The organism is Zongyangia sp. (genome assembly GCF_965361945.1).
Genome location: NZ_CBDTOK010000162.1, coordinates 1 through 14,886, shown reverse-complemented (window position 1 = coordinate 14,886; position 14,886 = coordinate 1). Strand labels below are relative to the sequence as shown.

Annotated in this window: 12 protein-coding genes; 10 read left to right on the top strand and 2 right to left on the bottom strand. The window is 45.0% G+C overall.

What is annotated here, in order from left to right; translation table 11 throughout:
- The first annotated feature begins 377 nt into the window (after positions 1–377).
- On the top strand, positions 378–761 hold the full coding sequence (locus ACZ25G_RS10085) for a hypothetical protein (protein ID WP_463682361.1): 384 nt from the start codon (positions 378–380) through the stop codon (positions 759–761).
- Positions 762–895: 134 nt separating this feature from the next.
- On the opposite strand, the gene ACZ25G_RS10080 is transcribed toward ACZ25G_RS10085, so the two are convergent.
- Together ACZ25G_RS10080 and ACZ25G_RS10075 are read right to left on the bottom strand one after the other, a co-directional pair.
- Complete coding sequence (locus ACZ25G_RS10080) at positions 896–2,314, bottom strand: NAD(P)/FAD-dependent oxidoreductase (protein ID WP_463682360.1); 1,419 nt, start codon at positions 2,312–2,314, stop codon at positions 896–898.
- 78 nt (positions 2,315–2,392) lie between these two features.
- Complete coding sequence (locus ACZ25G_RS10075) at positions 2,393–3,589, bottom strand: glycosyltransferase (RefSeq protein WP_463682359.1); 1,197 nt, start codon at positions 3,587–3,589, stop codon at positions 2,393–2,395.
- 275 nt (positions 3,590–3,864) lie between these two features.
- Between ACZ25G_RS10075 and hprK the strand changes: the two genes are divergently transcribed.
- The 9 genes from hprK to ACZ25G_RS10030 all read left to right on the top strand — a co-directional run bounded on the left by hprK (position 3,865) and on the right by ACZ25G_RS10030 (position 14,718).
- Positions 3,865–4,827, top strand: coding sequence for an HPr(Ser) kinase/phosphatase (hprK, locus tag ACZ25G_RS10070; RefSeq protein WP_191483006.1), 963 nt, complete (start codon positions 3,865–3,867; stop codon positions 4,825–4,827).
- A 29-nt stretch (positions 4,828–4,856) separates the two neighbouring features.
- Entirely contained in the window at positions 4,857–5,609 is a 753-nt protein-coding gene (locus ACZ25G_RS10065) for a phosphatase (protein WP_463682358.1), read from the top strand.
- Positions 5,610–5,655: 46 nt separating this feature from the next.
- Positions 5,656–6,612: an ROK family protein gene (locus tag ACZ25G_RS10060; RefSeq protein ID WP_191481485.1), complete on the top strand. Its 957-nt coding sequence runs from the start codon at positions 5,656–5,658 to the stop codon at positions 6,610–6,612.
- 52 nt (positions 6,613–6,664) lie between these two features.
- Complete coding sequence (gene murB / locus ACZ25G_RS10055; protein WP_463682357.1) at positions 6,665–7,567, top strand: UDP-N-acetylmuramate dehydrogenase; 903 nt, start codon at positions 6,665–6,667, stop codon at positions 7,565–7,567.
- 13 nt (positions 7,568–7,580) lie between these two features.
- Positions 7,581–8,438 carry an RNase adapter RapZ gene (rapZ, locus tag ACZ25G_RS10050; RefSeq protein WP_191481486.1) on the top strand — a complete coding sequence of 286 codons (858 nt, stop codon included), beginning with the start codon at positions 7,581–7,583 and terminating at the stop codon, positions 8,436–8,438.
- Between the two features lie 68 nt (positions 8,439–8,506).
- On the top strand, positions 8,507–9,433 hold the full coding sequence (gene whiA, locus ACZ25G_RS10045) for a DNA-binding protein WhiA (protein WP_342681418.1): 927 nt from the start codon (positions 8,507–8,509) through the stop codon (positions 9,431–9,433).
- 49 nt (positions 9,434–9,482) lie between these two features.
- The gene (locus tag ACZ25G_RS10040; protein WP_463682356.1) at positions 9,483–12,998 is read left to right on the top strand and encodes a DNA polymerase III subunit alpha; all 3,516 of its coding nucleotides are present in this window, start codon (positions 9,483–9,485) and stop codon (positions 12,996–12,998) included.
- A 136-nt stretch (positions 12,999–13,134) separates the two neighbouring features.
- Positions 13,135–14,112 (top strand): 6-phosphofructokinase, encoded by a 978-nt coding sequence (pfkA, locus tag ACZ25G_RS10035; RefSeq protein ID WP_191481489.1) that lies wholly within the window; start codon positions 13,135–13,137, stop codon positions 14,110–14,112.
- An 87-nt stretch (positions 14,113–14,199) separates the two neighbouring features.
- Positions 14,200–14,718 (top strand): GNAT family N-acetyltransferase, encoded by a 519-nt coding sequence (locus ACZ25G_RS10030; protein WP_342681420.1) that lies wholly within the window; start codon positions 14,200–14,202, stop codon positions 14,716–14,718.
- Positions 14,719–14,886: the final 168 nt, after the last annotated feature.

Here is a 14,886-nt window from a genome sequence, read left to right as displayed (position 1 = left end):
TCAAGCCAGCGTCATTTAGGCGCTGGCTTGGTTTTTCGGCCTTCTAGGCCGCGCTTCAAGCCACCCCTCTTAGGGGTGGTCTTGACTCAGATACCACTATTGCAGATATTTCCTTTTTTCATGAAATGTGATATACTTAGGTTTACCTAGGAATACCAAAGTTTTGTAAAAAACTAATATTTTGTATATCTAAATATACTTCAGATCATATAGCATGGTGCTGAACTTATTGATTTTATCATCAGTGGACATTCGCGCTACCGATGCTAGATGGACGTTGAGAAGTTATTTAACGGTTGTGTCATATTTCCCTCCCAACTGAGAAATAATTGGAAAAGAGAGGAATTTCGATGATAAAAAAGATTCTATATATCCTCATGATTGTAAAGACAGCTGCAAAGGCATTGGCGATGGCTGTAGTGCTTACTTTCGGAGCCAGGCATCTTCCAATGATGGTGCTAATTGCTTCCGGTATCATTATTGCAGCTGGTATCTTCATGATTGTAAAACGCATCCGAAATGTATTGCGCAATGGGGATCTGGCGGTCTACTATGGATTGGATGCTTTGCAGATCATATTTAACTTAATAGTGGTCTCTATCTTTTCCGCAATGCATATAGGATTTTGGGAATATGTACTTATCGGCACCATTTTGGATATTCTCATTGATGCGGTTATGATCATTTTGGCTTTACGACGTGGTCGGTATGTCGATATCCGAAATGTGATGGATGCAAGAGAAAATGATAAAGATAAATAAAAACACTATATATTTGAGATACGAATACAAAAAGTTCTCTGTCAGTTTAAACATTTACTGCCAGAGAACTTTTTACATAAACGGGCTGGAAGCGGGATATCATAGCATCCCGCTTCCAGTTTAGATATAATTGCTTATTTAGATAGAATATAGTCTGCCACGCACAGCCCGTTAGCAGCTGCTTGAGAAAGGGAACGGGTAAAACCGGCGCCATCGCCAATGGCATAAATTCCTTGACATCCCTTGATTTCAAAATTGGTGGCATCTGGCCGGGCAGAATAATATTTGCATTCGATACCATAGAGCAGGGTGTCATAATTGGCAGTACCAGGAGATACATGATCCAGCGCATGAAGTGTTTCGATGATATTGTCCAGCTGCCGTTTGGGAAGGCAGAGACTCAAATCTCCCGGAACAGCATTGAGAGTGGGACGAGTTGTAGATTTACGTAGCCTACTTTCGTCGGTACGCCTTCCATTTTCCAGGTCACCGAGCCTCTGGACCAATACACTGCCCCCACTAATGAGATTGGCAAGGCTGGCTACATGACGTGCATATTCGATTGGTTCTTTAAAAGGTTCCGTAAACTTAATGGTAGAGAGTAACGCAAAGTTGGAATTTTCTGTTTTACGTGCTTGATCCCGATAGGAGTGCCCATTGACAGTGAGGACACCGCTGGTATTCTCGGTGACCACATTGCCGCGTTCATTAAAACAGAACATACGGGTAGTGTCACCATATACTTTGGAACGGTACCAAATTTTGGGCTCGTATATTTTTTTCGAAAAATCCTCCCAAATCAGGTAGGGCAGTTCTACCCGCACGCCGATATCCACCTGATTGTTCTGCAGAGGAATACCATTTTTCTTGCACCACGCGGCAAAAAAACGGCTACCAGCTCGGCCCACAGCGAAAACGATTTGCGCTGCGGCAATTGTACGTTTATCCCCACGTCCTTGTAAGGTGAGTAGATGTTTTTCCTTGTCAACATCTACTACTTCTGTATCAGTAATAATATCGCATTTGCCGTCAAGAGAGCCAATCAGCTTTTTCATGGTGTCAAAATTAGCGTCTGTACCCAAATGTTTTAACTGGGCTTGGCTCATATGCAGGTCGAATTGAAGACAGAGCTTTTTGAGCTCATCATTGGGCAGAAAGCGTTCGGTGGTAGCGCCAAAAGAGACAAGAATGGCATCAGCCTTTTCAATATATCCAAGAACGGTTTCGGGAGGGAGAAACTCAGTAAGCCATCCGCCATATTCGGTGGAAATCACATATTTTCCATCAGAAAAGGCACCGGCGCCCGCCATGCCCTCCATGATGGCACAGGAAGAGCAATTGATGCATTTTTCCACCTTTTTGGTTACAATGGGACAGGTGCGCTTCTCTATGCTATGCCCCTTTTCAATAATGCATATTCGAAGGGAAGGATTGTTTTCCACCAGCTCATAAGCGGTCATAATCCCTCCGATTCCACCGCCAATAATGGCGACATCATAATCCTTGGCCGTGTGGATAAGAGGGCTGACAGAACTATTGGATTCGGTATACATGACACATCCTCCTTGTGATCTCATTGTTTTATCCGCAAACTGTCACATTATATAAGGTTTGTGTCAAATTGTCAATAGTTATTGTTGTGGTTTTTGATCGTATAATTTATGGTAAACAGTGAGGACATAATTTGCCAAATCTTCAGCACCGCTACTTTTTACAGAGGCGATGACAGATTTCTTTAGGATATCCAATTCTTCCGGTGTTGTTGCCTTGATCTGACGAAGAAAATCCCCCATTTCTTGGGCATCATTAAATACATATCCATTGATACCGTTGCGAACTTGATCCGCATTAAGCGGGTCGTTGCGTTGCAGGACGGGAAGGCCGGTTGCCATCCCTTCCAGCATGGAAATGGAATTGGTATCGGACAAAGAAGCGGTCACATAAACATCGCAAGAAGCAAGATAGGGAGGGAGTTCTTCGTGCAGCACTTTACCGGTAAATGTGACCATATCTGAGATACCGAGCTTTTTGGACTGTTCTTCCAACTCCTCCCGGCAAGGCCCATCACCGATGATAATCAGATGCATTCTATCCTCAGGATGTACGGATTGGGCCCAATAATCCAAAAGTACGTCGCAGCTTTTTTCACGTCCCAAACGACCAACAAAACAGGCGATCATCACATCGTCATCAATATTATATTTCCGACGGAAGGCTTGCTTGCTTTCCGCGTCAATTTTATCTGGACTGAAAAGATCCAGTTCCACAGGGTTTGGAATGACGTTAACGTCTTTGGTGACGCCGACTTCCCGGAAGTATTCCTCACATTTCTTAGAAGGACCGGTGAGGGCAGACGCGCGATCCGCCAAAAAACGGGTATAGCGATGAGAAAGCTTTTTGACAGTTTTAATGAGGGGCTTCGGAGCCACATAATAGATATATTCGTCGTACATAGTGTGCAGAGTATAGACCAAAGGCTTATGAAGCTTTCGGGCAATCATGGCTCCAGAAAGACCAATACCAAATTCTTGATGGATGTGGATGATATCAGGGTTAAAGTTTTGGACGTATTTCAGGCGGGTAGCACTCAACGGCGTAGCAATACCAAATCCATATAACCGCTTTGAGCGATGAGCAGGACAACGTAATACGCCATCTTTGAGTTCGTGGTGCCGGACATTGGGGTCAGCTGTGACGACAAGGACCTCATGCCCTAGGCGCTCCAACCCGTCCTTCAGAGACTTTACATGGGTAACGACGCCGTTAATAAACGGCAAATAAGTTTCAGCAAACAAAGCAACTCTCATAAAAATACTCCATTCCGCCATAGTGATTGAGACAACGGGGAATCATGGCATTCATTTTCCAGAGATTTTAGTTTTAATAATATTATATCACACAAAATTGGCCGGGAAAACCCGAACCAGCCCAAATCGGCAAAATGTAAGAATGTGTTAAGAAGCTGATGGTCAAAAAAACAATTGAAAGGCTTTTTCTTCTAGGTTATAATAAAGCTAGATTCGTATGCCCGTGGTTTTATAGCTCTCGGCAAAAGGGTACGCGCGGGAAGTGGAAAACAAATAGATGTTGCAGGAGGAGAACTATGAGCGCTGTTTTTACGGTTAGTCTCGCAAAGATTATCAAAGAATTTAACTTAGAGCAGGTATATATGCCCTGCGAAGCTTCTAAAGTTTTAATTGCAAGCGCCGATGTCAACCGCCCTGGACTGCATTTTGCTGGTTTTTTTGATTATTTTGATCCAAAACGCATCCAGATCATCGGACGTGCGGAATACAGCTTTTTGAAAACACTAGGCTCTGAAGAAAAAATCGAACAGTCGTTGGATGCTTTTTTCTCTCACCATCCGCCAGCAGTCATTGTTACCCGGGGCCTGGATATTTTTCCGCAGATGATAGCAGCAGCCCAAAAGTATGAGGTCCCATTACTGGAAACCACCGATTCTACATCGACCTTCCAATCAAGTTTGGTATCTACTCTTAATGTAGAGCTGGCCCCCCGTATTACCCGTCACGGTGTGCTGGTGGAGGTGTACGGCGAAGGAATACTGCTCTTGGGAGAAAGCGGCGTTGGAAAAAGTGAAACAGCCATTGAGCTTGTCAAGCGGGGTCACCGGCTCATTGCCGATGACGCGGTAGAAATCCGGAGAGTTTCCAACAAGACATTGGTGGGAACAGCACCCGAAAATATCCGGCACTTTGTAGAACTGCGGGGTATTGGCATTATTAATGCTCGCCGTATTTTTGGTATGGGTTCCATTAAGGTCACAGAAAAAATTGACATGGTCATCCAATTGGAGCTGTGGGATCAAAATAAGGTTTACGATAGAATGGGTATGGATAATGAGTACACCTCCATTTTGGGCATTAAGGTTCCGTCACTGACCATTCCCGTGAAACCGGGACGAAATCTGGCCATCATTATTGAGGTAGCGGCCATGAACAACCGTCAGAAAAAGATGGGATACAATGCAGCTTCAGAACTGCTTCAGAAGCTGGGTATGGCAGAGCCGGAAGAAGACAGCTCCGTCGATTGGAACGCTTATTAATTCTAGAATGAAAAACATATTTAGAGGAGTTGTCATCAGTTTTGATTCAGATTTATGCAGATACACATACACACACAGTCGCTTCTACCCATGCATTTTCCACAATTATGGAAAATATCAGGGTGGCGAAGGAGAAGGGAATCAGGGCGATTGCGTCCACAGACCATGCTCCCGCTATTCCGGACGGAGCCCATTTATGGCATTTTAATAACATCTGGTCGGTACCCGATTATGTAGATGGTGTTTTGGTGCTCAAAGGCGTAGAGACCAATATACTTGATTTTGATGGGAATTTGGATATTTCTCAGAAGATGCTGGAAGGGCTTGACTGGGTGGTAGCATCCTGCCACAGTCCTGTTATTCCGCCAAAGGACGAGCAGGCACAGACCCATCTGTGGTTGGAAATCGCAAAAAACCCGGATGTGGACGTCATAGGACACAGTGGCAATCCTAAATTCCGCTATGACTATGAAAGATGCATCAAAGCATTTAAGGAATACGGAAAGATTGTGGAGATCAATGCCCATTCCTTTCAGCCGGGGACCCGTCCGGGGTCACCGAAAAATTGTGCGGAGATTGCGAAGCTGTGCGCAAAATATCAGGTCCCGGTGATTGTTAATTCCGATGCCCATTTCTGCTATGAAATTGGCGCTGTCGAGAGAGCGACGGCGATGCTCGAGGAAATTGATTTCCCGCGGGAACTGATCCTCAATGCGGATTATGACCGTTTCTTTGAAACGGTACAGAAAAAGGTAAAAAGAGATCTGTCACCAGCGAAGTAAAAAGAACATCCTAATAGCTTCAGATCAGGTAGAAAGGAGTTTTCTTATGAAGTATTATGTGGGCATTGATCTTGGCGGAACCAATATTGCTGTTGGCGTTGTAAATGAGGATTACCAAATTGTTGGTAGGGCAAAACTAAAAACAAATGTCCCCCGTCCGGCGGAAGAAGTGTTTGACGACATGGTTAAAGCTACCCGCATGGCAGTAGAGGATGCCGGTCTTACTCTGGAGGACATTGAATGGGTGGGTGTTGACACCCCGGGAACAGTTGATGTTGAGACTGGCTATCTTATTTATGCCAATAACCTTTTTTTCCACAATGTACCTATGGGCCCTTATCTTAGTGAGAAGCTGGGAAAGCCTGTTTACATTGAAAATGATGCCAATGCAGCAGCCTATGGCGAGGCTTTGGCAGGAGGAGCAAAGGGGAAAGAGGATGTTATCGTTATCACCTTGGGAACCGGCGTAGGCGGAGGCGTTATCATCAACGGCAAGATTTATGCTGGCTTCAACCATGGAGGTGCCGAATTAGGGCACATGGCAATCGTCAAAGACGGTAGGCAGTGCACTTGTGGAAGAAAAGGGTGTTTTGAGACCTATTGCTCCGCCACAGGGCTGATTACCACGACCAAGGAATATATGGAAAAATATAAAGATTCGGTGATGTGGGAGCTTTGCGGAGGAAATCTGGATAAAGTCAGCGGACGTACTGCTTTTGACGCCATGAGAAAAGGCGACCAAGCGGGAAGAGAATGTGTTGATGAATATATTGCCTATATGGCATATGGATTGGCCAGCATTGTGAATATTTTCCAGCCTGAGGTTATTTGTATTGGTGGTGGCATCTCCAAAGAAGGGGAGACATTGCTGGCCCCTCTGAGAGAGCTTGTGAAGGCGGAGGATTATTGCAGAACATCCAAGAAAAGGGTGAAAATTGTCACTGCTACCCTGGGCAATGATGCTGGAATTATCGGTGCTGCATTTTTAGGCCGCCTCCAGTAATATACATAAGTGGCGGCAAGTTTCCGCCACAAATCAATTCATGGAGGTTTTCATGGTCGATACATTTTTCCTTCGTGCCCTGTCGGGAATGAAGTGCGATGCCATTCCGGCGGCCCCTTTATCTCGCTTTACTACCTTCCACATTGGAGGCCCTGCAGATGTACTGATAAAACCTCATAACACCGCTGCTTTAGCCCAGATATTGCGGTTATGCAGGGAGACACAAACTCCGCGGGTGATCATTGGCAAGGGATCAAATCTGCTTGTAAGCGATCGAGGATTTGCTGGTGCCGTGATCTGTCTTGACAATCAATATGGTGAGATCAGATTGCTGGAAAACGGCCTTGTGGAGTGCGATGCGGGGGTAACGCTGATGAGGCTGTGTAACTTTGCCCTCGAACATAGCCTTTCTGGCCTGGAATTTGCCTATGGCATTCCAGGTAGTGTGGGAGGCGCGGTATATATGAATGCAGGCGCTTATGGTGGAGAGATCAAAGACGTTATTGTCCGTGCCTGTCATTTGGACCAGGCGGGAGAGAAGCATACACTTTTAAAAGACCAACTGGCCCTATCTTACCGGCACAGCATCTATGCGGAAGGGGAAGACTGTATTATTTCCGCTTGTTTTGCATTGACTCCTAGCAATCAGGAGGAAATTCGCAGCCGTATGGACGACTATATGCGGCGTCGCAAGGAAAAACAGCCGCTAGAGTATCCAAGTGCAGGCAGTACTTTTAAGCGTCCGGCTGGGAATTATGCTTCGGCGCTCATCGACCAATGCGGCTTGAAGGGATACCGAATTGGCGGCGCTATGGTCAGTGAAAAACACGCTGGTTTTGTGATCAACTATGATAACGCCACCTGTGATGACGTCGTGCAACTCATTGCATATATACAAAAAGTGGTCAAGGAACAGACAGGATACGAGCTTTCTTGCGAAGTAAAAATGTTGTAAAGGAGTGAGCATCGTGGATTTTGTCATCGTAACCGGACTTTCAGGTGCCGGGAAATCCAGAGCCATCAATGCACTGGAGGATATAGGCTTCTACTGCGTTGACAACATTCCGCCCAAGCTCATCATCAAGATAGCAGAATTCTGCATCCAATCAAAGGGGCAGATTGATAAGGTGGCTGTGGTGGTGGACGCCAGAGGAGGAGCTCTCTTTCACGACCTATTTGACAGCATGGATGAACTCAAAAAGAACGACATTGCCTTTGAAGTTCTCTTCTTAGACTGTAATGATGATGTCTTGATCCGTCGATTTAAAGAGACACGGAGAAAACACCCTCTTTTGGATACGGTAAAGGGTGAGATTGAACAGGCTATTTTGGTTGAAAGAGAGCTTCTAAAACCAATCCGCGCTATGGCTACCTATACAATCGATACCTCCCATCTATCTGCGGCACAGCTAAAGGAACAAATTGTAAATATTTTCCTAGGAAATATTTCTGGGAGCATTCTCGTTAATTCCGTATCCTTTGGCTTTAAGTATGGATTGCCACTAGAGGCAGATTTGGTTTTTGATGTCAGATGTCTGCCTAATCCATTTTACATAGACAATCTGCGTCATAAGACGGGTCTGGATCAAGAGGTCAGAGATTACGTTATGGAATTTGAACAGAGCCAGTTGCTCAAAGATAAGTTGCTGGATCTCATCGATTTTCTGCTTCCCCAGTATATCCATGAAGGAAAAAGCCAGCTAGTGGTCGCCGTTGGATGTACCGGAGGGAAACACCGATCCGTCACCTTTGCTGAAATTATTGCTCAGCACCTGTCAGAAAATGGGGTACGGGTCAACATTAATCACCGAGATATTCAGAAATAAAACTAGGATTCACCTCCATATGGAGGTGAATCCTAGTTTAGGCAAAATTTATGGAAGGAGGGAAGGTTATGTCTTTCTCTTCTGATCTAAAATGTGAACTAACTGAAGAAGAGATACAGGCGCCAGAAGCCCGGCATGCCATGGCTTATGGAATGCTTCTTTTTGGGAAGTCTTTTTCAAATCAACAAATTGCCCTTTCTACAGAAAATGAACAGGTGGCAAAGCTGTATGCCCAGTGTATCGCTGACATTTCCGGCCTTCCCACACAGATGAGCGTATCCCCTCAAAAGCGTAAGGATGGTATTTTTACCGTAACGCTTCAAAACAAAAAGGACTGCGAAGAGCTGCGGGGACTTTTCTATCATCGGAGTGATGAGATCAGCCTCCGGATTAAAAAAGAGAATTTTTCCGGAGAGGGTGACATTGCTCATTTCCTGCGAGGGGCGTATCTTGCCTGCGGTAATCTAACGGATCCGCTCAAAAGCTACCACCTAGAATTTGTCACCCAGCACTTAAAACTGGCTGAGGATTTATATGAGCTCATTTCAGAGGTATTAGCTCCACCCAAGATGACGACACGTCGGGGTTCCAGAGTGATCTATTATAAAGAAAGCGAACATATTGAGGATATGCTCACCTATATGGGAGCTGTGCGATCCTCCCTGGAACTTATGAATGTAAAGATTTATAAAGATTTACGAAATAAAGCAAATCGTGTGACCAACTGCGAGACGGCTAATATTGAAAAGACCGTGAATGCTGCTGCCAAACAGGTGCAAGACATTGAGCTGATTGCTTCCCATCGCGGTTTGGAGGCATTGCCGGACAACCTGCGGGAGCTAGCGCAGCTGCGTCTGGATCATCCGGAAATGTCTCTTGCGGACTTGGGAAGGGAACTTTCGGAACCCTTATCTCGTTCCGGCGTGAACCACCGATTCCAGCGTATTGCGGCAGAAGCAGACATGATCCGGGACCAAATAAGCAAAGCGCAATAAGTTGGGCGTCTGGAAAAGTTTAATGAGCAATACCAGGAGGTGAAGACCAATGGATGAATTTGTCCATCTGCACGTCCATAGTGAATATAGCCTGCTTGACGGTGCCTGCCGCATTAAACAGCTGGTACAAAAGGTAAAGGAATTGGGACAGCAGGCAGTCGCAATTACAGACCACGGTGTTATGTACGGGGTCATTGATTTTTATAAAGAATGCAAAAAACAGGGGATAAAGCCTATCATCGGCTGCGAAGTCTATGTGGCGCCAAGAACCCGTTTTGATAAAGTCCATCGAATTGACAACAATCCGAATCACCTAGTTCTTCTCTGTAAAAATAATCAGGGATATCAAAACCTCATCCAACTAGTTTCCCAAGCATTTATTGACGGCTATTACTTTAAGCCGCGGGTGGATTTTGAACTTTTGCAAAAATACAGTGAAGGGCTTATTTGCCTGAGTGCCTGTCTGGCGGGAGAGATTCCCAGGGCGCTTGTAGCCGGTGACTATGATAAGGCCAAAGAAACTGCCATTCGCTACCGGGATCTGTTTGGACCAGATAACTATTTTATTGAGGTGCAGGATCACGGAATCGAGGAACAGCAGCGGATTCTGCCCTATCTTTACCGGCTTGCTAAGGAAGTCGGCGTGGGCCTTGTGGCAACCAACGATTCTCACTATATCAACAAAGAAGACGCCCAGATGCAGCATGTTCTTATCTGCATTCAGACCAATACTACAGTAGATAACAAAGACGGGCTAGAGTTTCCCACCCAGGAGTTTTATATCAAATCTGGGGAGGAAATGCAGGAACTGTTTCAAGACCATGAGGAAGCCATTGCCAACACGGCAAAAATTGCAAGTCGGTGTGAGGTAGAATTTGAGTTCGGCGTGACAAAATTGCCCCTCTTTGTTGCTCCCGATGGACGGGACAATGTAGAATATTTTGAAGATCTCTGTCGAAAGGGACTCCGCCGTCACTATGGAGAACATCCGGTTCCGGAAGTAGTGGAACGCCTCAATTATGAGCTTGAGATTATTAAGAAGATGGGTTATGTGGATTACTTTCTCATCGTCTTTGATTTTATCAACTACGCCAAAGAACATGGCATTCCTGTAGGTCCTGGACGAGGTTCCGGTGCCGGAAGTATCGCTGCCTATTGTATTGGTATTACGGGTATCGATCCGGTTCGCTATCAACTTCTGTTTGAACGGTTCCTCAATCCCGAGCGGGTGAGCATGCCAGACTTTGACATCGATTTTTGCTATGAACGACGTCAAGAGGTCATTGATTATGTAGTGCGCAAATACGGTGCGGATCATGTAGCTCAGATCATTACCTTTGGCACCATGGCGGCCCGAGGCGCGATTCGAGATGTGGGCAGGGCGATGAATATCCCTTATCAAACAGTGGATGCAGTAGCAAAGCAGGTTCCAATGGAGCTTGGGATTACCTTGGATATGGCGCTGCAAAAATCTACTGATTTCATGGCTACTTATCATTCGGATCCTCAGATTACCCAGCTGATTGATATGGCTCGCAAGTTGGAAGGAATGCCCCGCCATGCTTCTACCCATGCAGCTGGCGTGGTGATCACCCGGGATCCAGTATCCTCCTATGTTCCCCTCGCAATGAATGATGAGGCGGTAGTCACCCAGTTTACCATGACGACCTTGGAGGAACTGGGCCTTCTCAAGATGGACTTTTTGGGTCTTCGTAACTTAACGGTTATTTCCGATGCGGAAAAGATGCTCAAAGCACGCGGCATAGAAGTCGATATGGAGCACGTACCGATTGATGATAAGGCTGTCTATGATATGCTGTCTCAAGGCCTGACGGAAGGGGTATTCCAGTTTGAATCGGCAGGCATGCGGCAGGTATTGGTCAACTTGGGACCGGAATCTATTGAGGATATGATCGCCGTTATTTCTCTTTACCGGCCGGGACCTATGGAATCCATCCCGACCTATATAGAAAACCGGCATCATCCAGAACGGGTGACCTACAAACATCCCCTTTTGGAACCAATCCTCAATGTTACTTATGGATGTATTGTATATCAGGAACAGGTCATGCAGATCTGCCGCCAATTGGCGGGGTTTACCTATGGCCGCGCTGATTTGGTACGTCGGGCCATGTCCAAGAAAAAGCATGACATTATGGAGAAAGAGCGGAAGAACTTTATCTATGGCGATATAGATGAGGATGGCAATATCATCATCCCTGGCTGTATCCGTAATGGAGTCAGCGAGAAAATCGCTACCAGTATTTTTGACGAGATGAGTTCCTTTGCTTCGTATGCGTTTAATAAGTCCCACGCCGCGGCATATGCATTTGTAGCCTATCAGACGGCCTATTTGAAGTGCCATTACCCCAAAGAATATATGGCGGCGTTGCTGACAAGCGTATTAGATAACACATCCAAGATCATTGAGTACATTGGCGAATGCAAAAAACTGGGGATTGAGATTCTCAAACCCGATGTCAATTACAGCCAGGATGGATTTTCTGTAACAGGAGAAGGCATCCGCTTTGGCTTGGTGGCTGTTAAGAATCTGGGACGTGGCTTCATCAAGGATCTGATTAAAGAGCGGGAAGAGAACGGGCTTTTCCAGAGCTTTGCTGATTTCTGTGAACGAATGTATGGCAGAGAACTCAATCGCAGAACGATGGAAAGCCTGATCAAGTGTGGGGCTCTGGATGGGTTTGGACTCAATCGTCGTCAGATGCTCATGTCTTCGGATGGACTGTTGGCAGCCATCGATCAGCAGCACCGCCAAAATGTAGAGGGACAGGTCAGCCTGTTTGATGCTGGTCCCACAGCACCTAAAAACCAGTATCAAATTTTGGATGTGCCTGATTTAGAACTGCACGAAAAGCTGAAGATGGAACGGGAGACCACAGGACTTTATATTACGGATCATCCGATTAGTGCTTATACAGGGCTGCTCAAAGAGATCAGAGGCTCTACCTTTGGTGACATCAAATCGGGGATAGAAATTCACGATACGAAATTCGCAGATGGCGGTTATGTCAATATCATTGCTACCGTGGGAAGCCGAAAGGTAAAGATTACGCGGAATAATGCTACCATGGCATTTGTCATGTTGGAAGATATGACATCCTCCATGGAAATGCTGGTATTTCCGCAGGTATTTGACCAATATAAAAGCCTTCTACAGGAGGGAGCTGTGATATGTGCCCGGTGTCGTCTCTCGGTTAGAGAAGATGAAGATCCGAAGCTTATCTGTGATCGGGTGACTATCACTGATCACGCCAAAGAGCTGGTGATGCGGGAACACAGTGAAGAGCCAAGAAAACCAGCAAAGGGAGGGAAAAATGGCCTTTACTTGGCAGTTTCTTCCCAAGAGAGTACAGCTTTTGAGAAGACTAAAAATCTACTGACTATTTTTGAGGGAGCATTTCCTGTTTACGTTTACTTTGAAGACAAAAAACGGTGGATGCTGGCTCCAAAATCAATGTGGGTGGATGTCAACCAAGTAATGATTGATGAACTCGGTCGGATTCTGGGAAAGGAGAAAGTCAAAATAAGGGACAATAGTCAATAATCTGTAGGTTCTGCAAAAGAAATTGTTTAGTTTTGATATTGAAACAAGTTGATGTTATCGTATATAATAAAGCCATATGAATCATGCTTTGAAAGAATAAAAGAGGATTCTCGAGTGAATCTGGGGAGGTTATTATATGGGTAAGCAAGTGAAAACAATTGGCGTTTTGACTAGCGGGGGAGACGCACCTGGAATGAACGCCGCTATTAGGGCAGTAGTTAGAACTGGTATATCCAAGGGACTCAATGTAGTTGGTGTCCGTCGTGGTTATAATGGACTTATTAACGGCGATTTAATTGATATGAGTTTACGCAGTGTATCTGATATTATCCATCGGGGCGGCACCATGCTGTATACAGCGCGCTGTGAAGAATTTCGCCATGAGTCTGGACTTCAGAAAGCTACCCAGACCTGCATTGACCATGGTATTGATGGAGTTGTTGTCATCGGTGGTGATGGTTCTTTCCGTGGAGCTAGAGACCTTTCTCTGAGAGGAATCCCTTGTGTAGGAATTCCGGGAACTATCGATAATGACATTGCATGTACAGATTATACGATTGGTTACGATACTGCCATGAATACGGCAATGGAAATGATTGATAAATGCCGGGATACAGCTCAGTCCCATGACCGTTGCTTGGTGGTAGAAGTAATGGGCCGCCGTTGTGGAGATATTGCGCTTAATACAGGTATTGCTTGTGGAGCAACTACGATTGTTGTCCCAGAGGTTCCATTTGATATGCAGAAAGATTGCCTAGAGAGAATCCAGAAGGATTTGACCCGTGGTAAACGCCACTTTATTATTATCGTTGCTGAGGGTTATGGCAAGGTTGAAGAAATTGCAAAACAGGTGGAAGACTTCACTGGAATTACTGGTCGCGCGCTGGTTCTGGGTCACGTACAAAGAGGTGGTAATCCCTCAGTACGAGATCGTGTGATTGCCAGCCAAATGGGCCATTATGCTATTGAAAAACTGCTGTGCAACGGTATCGGTAACCGCGTAATTGCCCTAAAACATGACCAAATTGTCGACTTTGATATTTTGGAGGCTCTGGAGCAGAAGAAAAAGTTCAATATGGATCTGTATCGGATTGCTCATGAGATTTCGATCTAACAGAATACATGGTCTGGAAAGGCGGAGCATGAGCTCCGCCTTTTGTTTTATCAAATCGCTTTAAAAAGTTGCTTGAGGAGAATAAAAATGTTAGAGCCATTGAACCCCCAACATTTTGAGCAAGTATATCAAATTTTAGCCGATTCTTTTCCGTCAAGTGAGAGAAGAACTTATAAGGGACAAAAAGAAGTGCTGAACAATGAATTTTACAAGATCTTTGTTTATCAGGAGAAAGAAAAAGTCCACGCATTTATTGCGGTGTGGGATTTTATAGATTTTGTCTTTGTCGAGCATTTTGCTGTTGAGGCAAGCCATCGTAATGAGGGGCTAGGGAAGAAGATGCTCGTCGAGTTGATGGAAAACAAACAAAAAACTTTTTGTCTGGAGGTAGAACCGCCAGAAACAGAAATTGCCCGAAGGAGAATTGGATTTTATGAAAGGCTGGGTTTTCATCTGCTGCCCTTTACTTATGAACAACCAGCTATGCAGGCAACAGAAAAGCCAATTCCCCTGTGTTTGATGTCGTATCCGGAAGAATTGGATAAAGGGAAATTCAATCAAATAAAAAATAAACTCTATCAAAATGTTTATCATGTAAATATTTGAATTAACTCAATTTGAGAAAAAGAGGATGAGCGATTTTGGGGAACTCATCCTCTTTTTTATGCTTTTACATAAATGTTTTTTTGCTTACATAAAATAGCATAGAGTTATTGGTCATTTTGACATGGCGGAATTTTGCGAAAAATCTATGTAAAGTAATAAACTTTACAC

Coding starts and splice junctions, on each gene's coding strand:
- ACZ25G_RS10085 (WP_463682361.1), top strand. CDS start 378: ATGATTGTAAAGACAGCTGCAAAGGCATTGGCGATGGCTGTAGTGCTT.
- ACZ25G_RS10080 (WP_463682360.1), bottom strand. CDS start 2,314: ATGTATACCGAATCCAATAGTTCTGTCAGCCCTCTTATCCACACGGCC.
- ACZ25G_RS10075 (WP_463682359.1), bottom strand. CDS start 3,589: ATGGCGGAATGGAGTATTTTTATGAGAGTTGCTTTGTTTGCTGAAACT.
- hprK (WP_191483006.1), top strand. CDS start 3,865: ATGAGCGCTGTTTTTACGGTTAGTCTCGCAAAGATTATCAAAGAATTT.
- ACZ25G_RS10060 (WP_191481485.1), top strand. CDS start 5,656: ATGAAGTATTATGTGGGCATTGATCTTGGCGGAACCAATATTGCTGTT.
- murB (WP_463682357.1), top strand. CDS start 6,665: ATGGTCGATACATTTTTCCTTCGTGCCCTGTCGGGAATGAAGTGCGAT.
- whiA (WP_342681418.1), top strand. CDS start 8,507: ATGTCTTTCTCTTCTGATCTAAAATGTGAACTAACTGAAGAAGAGATA.
- ACZ25G_RS10040 (WP_463682356.1), top strand. CDS start 9,483: ATGGATGAATTTGTCCATCTGCACGTCCATAGTGAATATAGCCTGCTT.
- pfkA (WP_191481489.1), top strand. CDS start 13,135: ATGGGTAAGCAAGTGAAAACAATTGGCGTTTTGACTAGCGGGGGAGAC.
- ACZ25G_RS10030 (WP_342681420.1), top strand. CDS start 14,200: ATGTTAGAGCCATTGAACCCCCAACATTTTGAGCAAGTATATCAAATT.